General features: G+C 46.7%; 11 protein-coding genes, 1 tRNA gene and 1 pseudogene. 7 read left to right on the top strand and 6 right to left on the bottom strand.

All coding sequences use genetic code 11. The features are described 5' to 3' along the window. Window positions 1-602 precede the first annotated feature (602 nt). The 3 genes and pseudogenes from BM122_RS22185 to BM122_RS03390 all read left to right on the top strand — a co-directional run bounded on the left by BM122_RS22185 (window position 603) and on the right by BM122_RS03390 (window position 2,862). On the top strand, window positions 603-749 hold the full coding sequence (locus BM122_RS22185; protein WP_218151974.1) for a hypothetical protein: 147 nt from the start codon (window positions 603-605) through the stop codon (window positions 747-749). 168 nt (window positions 750-917) lie between these two features. Then, complete coding sequence (locus tag BM122_RS03395; protein ID WP_074903662.1) at window positions 918-1,346, top strand: YybH family protein; 429 nt, start codon at window positions 918-920, stop codon at window positions 1,344-1,346. Window positions 1,347-1,428: 82 nt separating this feature from the next. Continuing rightward, a pseudogene (locus BM122_RS03390) lies at window positions 1,429-2,862 on the top strand (carotenoid oxygenase family protein). A gap of 78 nt (window positions 2,863-2,940) precedes the next feature. Here the strand turns inward: BM122_RS03390 and BM122_RS03385 are convergent. The 6 genes from BM122_RS03385 to BM122_RS03360 all read right to left on the bottom strand — a co-directional run bounded on the left by BM122_RS03385 (window position 2,941) and on the right by BM122_RS03360 (window position 9,823). After that, the gene (locus BM122_RS03385; RefSeq protein WP_074903660.1) at window positions 2,941-3,909 is read right to left on the bottom strand and encodes an ADP-ribosylglycohydrolase family protein; all 969 of its coding nucleotides are present in this window, start codon (window positions 3,907-3,909) and stop codon (window positions 2,941-2,943) included. A gap of 58 nt (window positions 3,910-3,967) precedes the next feature. Further along, a complete protein-coding gene (locus tag BM122_RS03380) occupies window positions 3,968-4,807 on the bottom strand; it encodes a ParB/RepB/Spo0J family partition protein (RefSeq protein ID WP_074903659.1) in 840 nt (279 codons plus the stop codon). A 50-nt stretch (window positions 4,808-4,857) separates the two neighbouring features. Further along, window positions 4,858-5,622 (bottom strand): ParA family protein, encoded by a 765-nt coding sequence (locus tag BM122_RS03375; protein WP_074903657.1) that lies wholly within the window; start codon window positions 5,620-5,622, stop codon window positions 4,858-4,860. Between the two features lie 12 nt (window positions 5,623-5,634). Then, window positions 5,635-6,288, bottom strand: coding sequence for a 16S rRNA (guanine(527)-N(7))-methyltransferase RsmG (rsmG, locus tag BM122_RS03370; protein ID WP_074903655.1), 654 nt, complete (start codon window positions 6,286-6,288; stop codon window positions 5,635-5,637). A 3-nt stretch (window positions 6,289-6,291) separates the two neighbouring features. Beyond that, window positions 6,292-8,181, bottom strand: coding sequence for a tRNA uridine-5-carboxymethylaminomethyl(34) synthesis enzyme MnmG (gene mnmG / locus BM122_RS03365; protein WP_074903654.1), 1,890 nt, complete (start codon window positions 8,179-8,181; stop codon window positions 6,292-6,294). A gap of 223 nt (window positions 8,182-8,404) precedes the next feature. Beyond that, window positions 8,405-9,823, bottom strand: a complete 1,419-nt coding sequence (locus BM122_RS03360; RefSeq protein ID WP_074903652.1) for a homospermidine synthase — start codon at window positions 9,821-9,823, stop codon at window positions 8,405-8,407. 128 nt (window positions 9,824-9,951) lie between these two features. On the opposite strand from BM122_RS03360, the gene BM122_RS03355 reads away from it, so the two are divergent. The 4 genes from BM122_RS03355 (at window position 9,952) to BM122_RS23095 (ending at window position 12,090) form a co-directional block, all read left to right on the top strand. Continuing rightward, a complete protein-coding gene (locus tag BM122_RS03355; RefSeq protein ID WP_074903650.1) occupies window positions 9,952-10,161 on the top strand; it encodes a DUF3460 family protein in 210 nt (69 codons plus the stop codon). A 129-nt stretch (window positions 10,162-10,290) separates the two neighbouring features. Next, entirely contained in the window at window positions 10,291-11,574 is a 1,284-nt protein-coding gene (locus BM122_RS03350; RefSeq protein WP_074903648.1) for an HlyC/CorC family transporter, read from the top strand. 54 nt (window positions 11,575-11,628) lie between these two features. Beyond that, window positions 11,629-11,704 (top strand) — tRNA-Arg (locus BM122_RS03345). A gap of 212 nt (window positions 11,705-11,916) precedes the next feature. Continuing rightward, a complete protein-coding gene (locus tag BM122_RS23095; RefSeq protein ID WP_177198033.1) occupies window positions 11,917-12,090 on the top strand; it encodes a hypothetical protein in 174 nt (57 codons plus the stop codon). The last annotated feature ends 77 nt before the right edge of the window (window positions 12,091-12,167 follow it).

Below are 12,167 nucleotides of genomic sequence, written 5' to 3'. Positions count from 1 at the left end.
ACCGAATTATCAGCCATCTTAGACGGGGAGATGAGTCATGATCAAGTGACACGGTTTTTGTCGGAATGAAAATACACTGACCTGGTCAAGTGTGCTACCGGGCGGAGCGGAATTTGTGCCACTAAGTTATTCGCAAAGCACGTGCGGAAGTTATGTTCGAAGGGATAAACCCAAGCGGTTTTTATCGGCAGCAGTGCTCGATGGTGAACATTGAGCTTGCCGCGCCCCGCGGTCTTACCTAGGCAAGTTCAGCTGAAAGCCTTGTATACAGTGCAGTGCGCTGTTTGCTACATGTGCGTACCTCAACGCATCCAAAGAAGAGAATAAAAATCCAATCGAGGAATTCGAGTTCCGACACATTGTTGCTTTTTATTCTAATGTATGCTAGATATTCGGTAACTTTATCTTACTTGTTTGCCTGGTGTTTCGCGTTGTGAGAATGCAGCAGTTAAGCCGAGAAGGAAGTTCAAGATCGATCACTGAGCGTTGCAGCTTAGCCGCAACATCATGCTGAAGCGTACAAGCCAGAAAAGGAGGAGAATCATGAATTCAACAAACATTGTTACTCATATCTCGGTCTCGAACGTTTCAGTTTGTACCTGATGAACTATGGTGCTCCAATAGCGGGCGCCCACCCTTATAAACGCGATCTGAAAAATCTCGACTTCCCTCTGCTAGATACGGGACATTTTGCACTCGAGGAGGATGGAGATGTCATCGCACAGCATATCTGTGAGTTCCTGGCTTAGCGAGCGTGAAGGAGAGACCCATGTATAGCGAGAGCCTGTACGTAATGACAAATCCCATCTAGCGACTACATCTAACAGGCGTTAGGCGCTGGAATAACATCCGCGAGATAGCTTCATGGCGCCCGTCGATTTGCTATTGCATTGTACCACTATTAAAGGAGTCATGAGATGAGTTCGACAGCAGATAGAGCCAAGATCGAAGCGCTTTTCCAGCAATTGGTAAGAGCACACGCTGATCATGATGCAGACGCCATCGTTGAAGCTTATGCACCGGACGCGGTGATTTATGACCTCGCGCCGCCGCTAGAACGCCGTGGAATGGACCGCGATAGCGTCGCGGCTTGGCTTGCAGGCTGGGATGGCTCGATTCAGATTGATGCGCACGACGTTAATCTCATTGTCGAGGGCGACGTGGCGTTCGCATCGGCGCTAAACAGAATGCGTGGGAGCAAAGGCGGTGAATACCAGGATCTGTGGTATCGCACGACGATGTGTTTTCGGAAAATGAACGGGCAATGGCGCATTATCCACGACCACTCGTCTGTACCCTTCTACATGGATGGGAGTTATCACGCTGCAATTGATCTTAAACCGTAGTGGGTCGCATGAGAGGGAAGTTCATCGCCGATGAAGACTTTCGGGTACCGAAGAAAGTGTGCCACGCTCATCACTAGCAAACATGCTAAACGGAAAGGAAATCATGAGCCAATCGTCTTACTATTCGGGCTTCACCACGCTGAATTCGGAAACCAGCATCGAGCAGCTACCCGTTCTGGGTACAGTACCGGCATGGCTGACCGGTACACTCATCCGCAATGGACCGGCGCGGTTCGAGGTGGGAGAGCAGAGGTACAACCATTGGTTCGATGGGCTGGCGATGCTGCACAAGTTTGCCTTCGCCGCGGGCCGCATCTCCTATGTCAACCGTTACCTGCGCAGCCAGGCGTATGAGGAGGCGATGGCTAAAGGGAAGGTCAGTCGGGGAGAATTCGCAACGGACCCGTGCCGATCCCTCTTTCAGCGGGTTGCATCCTGGTTCTCATCGAAGGTCACCAATAACAGCTCCGTTAACATTGCCCAGTGGGCTGACGCGGTTATCGCCCTCACTGAGTCCCGGCTTGCCGTCCGGTTCGACCCAGACACACTGACCACGCTTGGGACATACGAGTACGATCGCCAGTTTAAGGGACCGCTGGCAACCGCCCACCCACACTTCGATGCGATTCGCTGCTGCCATTACAACTACATGCTGGATTTCGGCCGGCAGAGCAAATACCGCTTCTTCAGCATCGATCAGAAGACAGGCCAACAGTCCCACGTGGCAACAATCCCTGTCAAGATGCCCAGCTACGTTCACTCGTTCGGCATGACCGAGCGTTACCTGATACTGGCGGAATTTCCGCTGGTGGTCAATCCGCTGCAGCTGCGGTTCAGCAGTAAACCGTTTATTCATAACTATGAGTGGAAACCGGATCGTGGGGTCCGATTCCACATCGTGGAGAAGCAAAGCGGAAGGGTAATCTGCACGGCGCGGAGTGCGGCATTTTTCGCCTTCCACCACATCAACGCATTTGAGGAAGGGGATGAGGTGGTTGTGGACATCGTAGCCCATCCCGATTCGACGATCATCGACCAGCTTTACCTGGATCGACTTCGCTCGACCGAGCCGGTTACCGCTACAGGAAAGCTCACACGCTTCCGGGTCGCCGCCGCGGGTGGGGGAGAAAATGTCTTCGGTGAGCATCTTGCGGAAGTTTCCATCGAATTACCGCGTTTTGATTACCTGCGTCGCGTGGGGCGATGCTAGCGCTATGTCTATGGAGCGGGTAATCAGGTGCCCGGCAACTTCATCGACAACTTGGTGAAAGTGGATGTCGAGAAGGGCACAGCCTCAACCTGGCGTGAGGAGTGTTGCTATCCAGGAGAACCCGTGTTTGTCGCGAAGCCGCAGGCGCCAAACGAGGACGACGGCGTGATTCTCTCCGTGGTGCTGGATACCCGTAAGGGCGCTTCCTTCCTGCTGATCCTGGACGCATCGACCTTCGTTGAGCTGGCTCGCGCCGTTGCGCCCCACCCAATCCCCTTCGGCATCCATGGTACCTTCCTCGCGTAGATAGAAGGCGAATTATGAATAACCGAGGTATTGATACCGAATTTATCCTACTCTAATTCTGAAAATGGTATCTACCCATCAAATCCCCTCACAAGCCTCAGCCGCTATCGCCAGTTTGCGATAGCGTGCAAGCCAGGATAATGGAATGGAAGAGACCAGGTTTTGTTGCTTGGCCTGATGGGCAGCGACCAATGCTCCGAGCATAATGGCGCGTCCGCAGCTATCCCCGCCAGCGCGGATATTGGCTTTGATTGCAGTAGTGTAATCCGGCGCATGCCTGGCGATATGAAAAACAAGGGGAAGTCCTTCCATCACATGGCAAGCTGAACCAAAGGACTTTGCGGCAGATAGGCTATCCAGCATCTCCATGGAAAGTGCCTGCTCCAACGTGGGCTTCAGCACATCCCCGGCAACAGCGAGAGCATCAGTCAAAGCCTGAGTCATCGGTTTGCCACTCAATATGCCTTGCAATGCAGTTGCCGCACAGCACGCTGCGGAAACGGCGATTTCATTATTATTGGTAATGCGTACTGCTTCTTTGACACGTTGCATAAGTGCATCGTATGACCCATGGTGCGCAGCAACCAGCGCGGGAATGGCAGCGAGCGCAGGCATTTGATCATCATCCGCACCGGATACTTCCGGGAAGCTGGCAATATCAAGCGGTAATAAAACCCGTAGGGTCTGGCCAGTGGGTGAGTCGATATAACCGACATATTCACCACCTGGTCCAAAATGAGTGCGAAACTCGAGCTGGTAAGCCGCACGATCGAACCCGCTGTGTTTTGCTATATGCTTAAGCATTAACAGGCATACTTCTCCATAGCCCGAGGATTCTCCTGCCTGCTTATTGTCATGTGCAAAAAAGCCGCTTACCCCTGCATAATCGGTTGCATTGGGTTGGCGAAATACTAACGCCCCATTCTTTTCTATGTCTGCAATGCGCGCGGGATCGTAAAGCCAGTGCAAGCCAAGTGATGCTGCATCAGCAATGAGTGCGCCAAAGATGGCAGCAACGTCAGGGTTGATTAGAATGTGCGTGTTCACTTATTAGGCTCCTGATGAGTTTGATGATTTACTTTTAACAAGCAATCCAAGCGGTCTCTTAGAATTTAGAGAGAATGCCATCCAACTGCTCCAAGCTGGTATAGTGGATAACCAGATTGCCTGCTCCACGCTTTCCAGGCTTGATGACGACATTGGCGCCCAGCCTGGAAGAAATGTCTTCCTGCAGGCGTAGCAAGTCACGATCTTGCTTGACCATTTTTTCTACAGGAGCTTGCTCGATGCGTTTGATCAGGTTTTCAGTTTCACGTACTGACAATTGCTTATGAACAATTAAATGGCCGATTTCAACTTGTTTCGCAGCAGGTAAAACAAGCAGCGCACGGCCATGCCCCATATCGATTTTCCCTTGCATCATTAATTCTTGCACAGGCCCAGCCAGATTAAGCAGCCGTAGTAAATTTGAAATTGCACTGCGTGAGCTTCCGAGTGCCTCACCGGCCGTTTGATGAGTCATGCCAAACTCTTTGATGAGACGCTGGATGCCCATGGCGGCTTCTAAGGGGTTCAGATTTTCACGTTGGATATTTTCAATGAGAGACATTGCCAGTGCTGATTCATCCGGTACTTCACGTATGATGACGGGAACCTGGGTCAGCCCAGCCAGCTGCGCCGCGCGCCAGCGGCGCTCGCCTGCAATGATTTCATAATGTTCCGCAGTTACTGGTCGTACCAGAATGGGTTGCATCACACCTTGCACCTTGATGGATTCGGATAATTCCATCAGAGAGGTTTGATCCGTGCTCGTACGGGGTTGATACTTACCTGGCTGCAGCAAACTGATATCCAAATACTGCAAGGATTCTGCTAACGCATGATCGTTGTGATCACTTGATAATAATGCGTCTAGTCCTCTTCCCAGACCTTTTACCTTAGCCATTTGCTTTTGATTACCTGTTTTTTTCTAATTTATCGGGAAAATCCGGTATGTTAAGCTGCATCGCCCATAATCTCTTTCGCAAGGGCAAGATAAGCTTGCGACCCTTTTGATAATTTGTCATGGAATAAAACAGGCACACCAAATCCGGGCGCCTCCGCTAATCGGACGTTGCGCGGAATTACAGTCCGGTACACTTTATTGCCAAAATGCTGTTGCAGTTGGTCGGAGACCTGCTTGGCCAAAACGTTACGAGGATCAAACATGGTCCGCAACAAACCTTCAATCTTAAGCGTAGGGTTAAAATTAAGCCGTACCTTTCTGATAGTATTGACCAGATCACTCAGTCCCTCCAGTGCAAAGTATTCGCACTGCATTGGAATCACTACTGAGTGTGCGGCACACAGACCATTCAATGTCAGTAAATTGAGCGATGGAGGGCAATCCATAAGAATAAAATCATATTCTTCCTTTACAGGTTGAAGGGCTGCTTTGAGGCGCGTTTCCCTCTGTTCCAAATTGACCATCTCCACCTCTGTACCAGCTAGTTCCTGATTGGCCGGAATCAAATCATATTTACCCGGCGTAGAAGCCACTCTTACCTCAGTGATGGACTGCTCGCCCAATAAAACATGGTAAACCGTCTGTAACAAGCTACGTTTATCCACGCCGCTTCCCATGGTAGTATTTCCTTGGGGATCGAGATCCACCAGAAGCACACGCTTACCGATAGCAGCCAAACTTGCAGCCAGATTGATACCGGTTGTTGTTTTACCGACCCCTCCTTTTTGATTAGCGATCGCAAGAATTTTTACCACAACACCAACTCCTTAATCTCGATTTCCGAGATCTGGCTTAATAACGATGAGATGCCGGGCAGCTCTCAAACCAGGCACCATAACACGCAATACTTTTTCAACTTCAAATTGTGCAGGTAACTGCATTAGCTCGGCATCGGGAAATCGGCCCTTCATCGCGATCAATCTGCTTTTGCTATGCTTAGCACATAAATGATTTGCTGATTTGACAAAAGTGCTCAGATCAGCAAAAGCCCGAGAAATAACTATATCGAATTTCTCAGAGGGAAAGAAGCGCTCAGCACGCTCACAAACCACCTCGATATTTTTCAACGCTAACTCAATGCAGCCCTGTTTTAAAAAAGCAGCTTTTTTCTGATTGCTTTCAATTAAGGTCAGATGCCAATCTGATCGGACAATCGCCAATGGAATACCAGGCAGGCCCGCGCCAGCGCCGACATCAGCATGATGAGTCCCGCTAATGACAGGGAGCAATGTCAGGCTATCGAGCACATGCTTGGTTACCATTTCTTCTGGTTTACGCACGGCGGTTAGATTATGGACACGATTCCATTTATCCAGAAAATGGATATATTGCAGCAAGTAGGTAGTAATCCGCCCCCTCTCTTCAGGCAGACCAACCTCAAGCTTATCAAGACCTTCCAGTAGCTGTTTTTCTAAACTCATATTTTATTTTATTTCTGACAACACGAAACCGCGCTTTAGATGGACCAGTAACAGGGAAATGGCCGCAGGCGTGATTCCAGAAATGCGCGCTGCGTGACCGATCGTCTCAGGTTTATGCTGATTCAGCTTTTGTTGCACTTCACTGGAAAGACCGCGTACGCTTCCATAATCGATGTCCTTTGGCAGCCTCGTCATTTCATAGACACTATAGCGAGCGACTTCCTGTTTTTGCCGCTCAATATACCCTTCATATTTAACCTTGATTTCCACTTGCTCAATAACTTTTTCATCAGTCATGCTATCTTCTATGCCTAGCAATGCCATTAATCCGGCATAAGTCACATCCGGGCGGCGCAACAATTCATATAACGAATATTCCTTTTCTATGGTCTTACCAAGTACATTGATTAAATCCGCTTCTGGCAACATACCCGGGCGCACCCATATCTTCCGTAATTTTTCTTGCTCGGTTTCAATGGCCTCACGTTTAAGCACAAACGCTCGCCAACGCGATTCGCTGACTATTCCTAAGCGATAACCTATTTCTGTCAATCGCATATCTGCATTATCTTCTCGTAGCTGCAAACGATATTCTGCACGACTGGTAAACATGCGATAAGGCTCCGTCACACCACGAGTTATCAGATCATCCACGAGTACACCCAAATAGGCTTCGTCACGGCGTGGACACCATGCTGCGCGTCCTTGCACTTTGAGGCTTGCATTTAACCCAGCTAGTAATCCCTGTGCAGCCGCTTCTTCATAACCCGTTGTTCCATTAATCTGGCCTGCAAAAAACAGCCCTTCTATAACTCGAGTTTCTAGTGAGCTTTTAAGTGTGCGTGGATCAAAATAATCATATTCGATGGCATAACCAGGGCGGGTAATATGCGCATTCTCTAGCCCCTTGATCGATCGCACCAAATTAACTTGCACATCATAAGGCAGGCTGGTCGAAATACCATTAGGATACACCTCATGCGTATCCAGTCCTTCGGGTTCAAGAAAAATTGTATGCGAATCTCTATCGGAAAAACGAACGATTTTGTCTTCGATTGATGGACAGTAACGTGGCCCTATTCCTTCTATTTTTCCTGTAAATAAAGGTGAACGATCCAAGCCATCGCGAATGATGTCATGTGTCTGACGATTTGTGCGCGTCATCCAGCAAGCTATCTGGCGTGGATGCTGTGCCACATTACCTAGAAACGAAAATACCGGCACAGGATCATCACCAGGCTGCTCCTGCAGCAAAGGATAATTAATGCTGCGCCCATCGATACGCGGAGGTGTGCCGGTTTTGAGGCGCCCAACGGGCAATTTCATCTCACGCAGTCGTCGCGCAAGGCTGATGGAGGGCGGATCGCCCGCTCTGCCAGCTTGAAAATTATTATTACCCACATGCGCCAACCCAGCCAAAAAAGTACCGGTTGTCAAGATGACTGCTTGGGCAAAGAACTTAACGCCAAGCTGGGTAATTACTCCCACGACTCGATCACCTTGCAGCACCAGATCATCTACCGCCTGTTGAATTAACCATAGGTTAGGCTGATTCTCCAGACGCCTGCGAATAGCCTGACGATAAAGCACGCGATCGGCCTGAGCGCGCGTCGCACGCACAGCCGGACCTTTACTTGAATTAAGCATTCGAAACTGGATCCCCGCATCGTCTATAGCCTCAGCCATCACTCCACCCAAGGCATCGATTTCCTTGACCAAATGCCCTTTACCTATACCGCCTATGGATGGATTACAGGACATCTGCCCTAACGTTTCGAGATTATGGGTAAGCAGCAATGTTTTCTGCCCCATGCGAGCGGCCGCTAGCGCTGCCTCTGTTCCTGCATGACCCCCGCCTACCACGATAACATCAAAGTTTTCCGAAAAGCTCATAAATGTGCGTTGTAAAACCGGTAATCAAATTATTGTCAATTCTAAGCCATTCAGCATTTTTATTCATAAAAAATTAACTTCAAAAATAATGTTTCACGTGAAACATTATTTTTCAATACTGAGCTAAAAATCGCCTACATGGCTATATTGCATTGCAAATCAAGCAATACACTCTGCTGGAGTCTCCTCTCAACCTTAAAAATAAAAGTCACTTATCACCCACTCAAGTAGCACGAAAATTCTTGAACTGCCATGGATCGCTTTTATCCAAATCTTCTTCAAACAGATCCCCTCGTCCGCTAAGTGGTGTCCAGTCACTATATTGCCCCACCATTTTTCCCAGGTAAGGAGCCGCCACTTTCTGAATGTCCTCAAAAGGCATTTCATCGGGCTCAACAATACCTGCTTGCTGGTTTTTCATGGCCCAAATTGCCCCCCCTAATATACCCGCCGCTACTTGCAAGCTAGTGGCATTGTTGTAAGGAGCAAGCTTTCGCACCTCATGAATAGACAGTACCGAGCCATACCAATATACTCCCTTGACATGCCCCATCAACAATACCCCAAGCTCATCGGCACCATCAAAAATATCATCCACAGGCAAGCGAGTTTTTGATTGCAGCTTAAAATTCTTTCCATTGAGCTCGTGTATCGAAAGAACGGCCGCATCACAAGGATGATACGCATAATAAACTGTTGGACGGTAGCAAAGCTTATTTTCTTCTTTGACTGTTAAATAGTCCGCAATGGAAATGGACTCACTATGTGTAATCAAAAAACCGCGATAAGCTCCTTCAAGCGGAGTCCAGCCATAGACCTGCGTTTGAATACCCGGCCGTGCCAAGTAAATAGCAGCATCACAACCAAAACCATGACGCCTTCCATCAAATGGCATATGCTTTTCATGGCTTCCCCACCCTAACTCCGCAGGCTGTATTCCTTCAGAAACAAAACCATCAATTGACCATGTGTTAACAAACTCATCAACCTGCTTCGGCGGGTGGATTGCTTGCGTATCACGCTCTGCACATTGAATAACGGAAATATTGAGCATTTGCGCCAACTTTGCCCATTGGTGCCGCGTTTTCAGGACTTCTAAATTTACGCCAATATCATGCGCGATATTAAGAAGCGCTTGCTTAACCCAATGAGAAACAAGACCGGGATTAACACCATGACAAAGAACAGCTGTCGGACCGCTCCCTAATTTCTCACGCAGCGCCAATGCTTTTTCACGTAATCCATAATTAGATCGCTCAGAAAGTGATAAATTGGTATCAGCATAGCCACCCACCCAAGGCTCAATACAAGTATCGAGATAAAGCGCACCTTGTGTGTGGCATAATTCAATCAGTGCCAGACTGGATACATTCACAGATACATTAAGCAAAAAATCACCGGGCTTTAGAAGTGAGCTAAGTATTGGACGATAATTCTGCGGCGTGAGTGGATTAATCTCGAAGGAGATATTTTGACTTTCTGCTTCAATTCTGCCCCTTTCATCTGCAGCAATAATCCTAATCTGGGCAGGTAAAATATCAACATGCCTTAATAATAAGGGAAGAAATCCCTGTCCAACACTCCCGAAGCCAATAAATATAAATTTACCATTAAATTTGAATAGCTTTTCATTATTAACCATTAGCTTAATCTTTTCTTAATCCTTTTTCTTCTTTTATAATTTACCCAGTTGAAGTTATCATTAGCAATAGTTACATTTACAAAGACAGTCAAATCAATTGTGGTTAAAGTTTACAAATTATTATTATTATGAGCAAACCAACTATAGATAATTATGAATCTGAGCACACCAAATTTATGCGAGAATTATTTGCTAAAAGACCATACTTGGTCGAGCAGCAAAAGGAAGCTCGTGCTATGTGGTGGGATAAAAAACTGAATCAAGAAGAACTTAAGCGTTTTACCGAGTCGAAAGTCCCACAAAGTAGTTATGCTTATTTCGATTGGCTAAAGAAATAGAGTTTTTAAAGATAGAAAGTCTTCTTCAACAATATATGTGTGCTAGCAGCTGAAACCAATTCATAAGTTGGTATGGAGCTAAAGTTGTTTTTACGCTTTAATTGCGGAAAATCACAAGGATAAAGCCATTTGGAAGACGTACCTTTATCTATATTACTTATAGCATTATTTTTATTACTTATATTATCTGGTTTTTTTTCGCTTTCTGAAACCAGTATGATGGCAATTAATCGCTATCGCTTGAAGCATCTCGCTAAACAGGGGCATCGCGGCGCTCGCTTAACAACTCAATTACTAGTCAACACCGACAAATTGCTCGGTGTCATTTTGCTTGGAAACAATCTGTTAAATACAGCCGCTGCGACCCTGGTTGCAGTAATCGTTTCTATATTCTTTGCGCACAATGATTTGGCGCTACTTATCGGCACAATAGGTGTGACACTGGCAATATTGATATTCAGCGAAATTACGCCCAAAGTTATCGCTGCTGCCTATCCAGAGAAAATTGCATTACCAGCAAGTTATGTATTAACCCCCTTGCTAAAAATTTTCTACCCTGTCATTTGGTTTGTTAATCTTTTCGTCCAAGGATTATTAATCCTCTTTCGCCTAAAAGTTAAGGAAAATACAAGTCATAAAATCAGCCCCGAAGAACTTAAAACACTTGTTCTGGAAGCCGGCCATTTCATCCAGAAGAAACATCAAACCGTACTGATTAATCTAGTTGATCTTGAAACCGTTACCGTTGACGATGTCATTGTGCCACGAGGCCAGATCGAAGCCATCGATCTGGAAGCTGATGATGAAATCATCCATGATCAATTACTGACTTGCCACCATACTCGATTGCCGGTATATCGTGGACATCTTGATAATGTAGTCGGAATCATTCACGTACGCAAAATATTCAATCAAATGAGAGGTGGAAAAATTACTGCGACAATACTTGAGAAAGTTATGCAAGAGCCTTACTTCATTCCTTCTGGCACCCCCTTGTTTTCACAATTGCAACTATTCCAGGAAAATCGGAAACGAATAGGTTTGGTTGTTGATGAGTATGGTGAGTGGATAGGATTAGTAACCCTGGAAGATATTCTCGAGGAAATTATTGGTGAATTCACAACACACCCACCTACTCAGACTAGCACATTCATTCGGCAGCCAGATGGTAGTATAATTGTAGAAGGAAGTGTTTTATTACGTGATCTTAATCGGAAACTTGGGTTGCAATTGCCTTTAGATGGACCCAAAACTTTAAACGGTTTGATTTTGGAGCATTTTCAGGATATCCCAGAGGCTGGGATTGGGTTAAATATAGCTGGATATCCCCTGGAGATTATTCAAACAAAAAATCAAGTAGTCAAAGTTGTCCGTATTTATCCAGCTTTGCCAAAGTCTGGGTTAAAGGAATAAATCCAGACGGATTTTTCTTTATCGTAATTCCATAATTGGAATTTAAAGTTTTAAGCGCTCATAGCTCAGTGGATAGAGTACCGCCCTCCGAAGGCGGGGGTCACACGTTCGAATCGTGTTGGGCGCGCCATCAGTCACTCATTATTAAATACTGAGTAATTCTACTTCTACTTCATAAGTGAAATGATAGAAGCAGTTTATCAAAGGAAGTATGGTAATGGCACGAGTAGCCAGTGGTAAAGAAGTTCTGGAACAAGCAAAAGATTTGTTGGTTGATGCACGAAAATTGAAGAATTAAAACAAGCACAGGCTGTAGTACTACCTTTGGAACTTGGCTTATAAATGGAGCGGACAGCTACAGCAATAGGTGGATCAATAGGCTGGGCGTGCCAGCTTCGATTGCGTCTTATCAGCAATGGCGGCATACATGATACAGCCAAAAGCCCACCCGTGGTGGAAGACGGCGCGAGAACCTTTTCCATGAAGAAGAAGTTGCTTTTCTGGCGCCCTTTATAGAAAAAGCATCGGTAGGAGGTAGTTTGATTGTGAGCGAAATCAAGCAAGCATTGGATGCATGTTTAAAGCGCAAGACA

Source organism: Nitrosomonas communis (assembly GCF_900114745.1).
GTDB lineage: Bacteria > Pseudomonadota > Gammaproteobacteria > Burkholderiales > Nitrosomonadaceae > Nitrosomonas > Nitrosomonas communis_A.
The sequence above is the reverse complement of the archived record's forward strand: the minus strand, read 5'-3'. Positions and strand labels throughout refer to the sequence as shown.

Excerpts from the sequence above, each read along its gene's own strand:
- BM122_RS03380 (WP_074903659.1), bottom strand. The coding sequence starts at position 4,807 with ATGGCTAAGGTAAAAGGTCTGGGAAGAGGACTAGACGCATTATTATCA.
- rsmG (WP_074903655.1), bottom strand. The coding sequence starts at position 6,288 with ATGAGTTTAGAAAAACAGCTACTGGAAGGTCTTGATAAGCTTGAGGTT.
- mnmG (WP_074903654.1), bottom strand. The coding sequence starts at position 8,181 with ATGAGCTTTTCGGAAAACTTTGATGTTATCGTGGTAGGCGGGGGTCAT.
- BM122_RS03360 (WP_074903652.1), bottom strand. The coding sequence starts at position 9,823 with ATGGTTAATAATGAAAAGCTATTCAAATTTAATGGTAAATTTATATTT.
- BM122_RS23095 (WP_177198033.1), top strand. The coding sequence starts at position 11,917 with ATGGAGCGGACAGCTACAGCAATAGGTGGATCAATAGGCTGGGCGTGC.
- BM122_RS03355 (WP_074903650.1), top strand. The coding sequence starts at position 9,952 with ATGAGCAAACCAACTATAGATAATTATGAATCTGAGCACACCAAATTT.
- BM122_RS22185 (WP_218151974.1), top strand. The coding sequence starts at position 603 with ATGAACTATGGTGCTCCAATAGCGGGCGCCCACCCTTATAAACGCGAT.
- BM122_RS03395 (WP_074903662.1), top strand. The coding sequence starts at position 918 with ATGAGTTCGACAGCAGATAGAGCCAAGATCGAAGCGCTTTTCCAGCAA.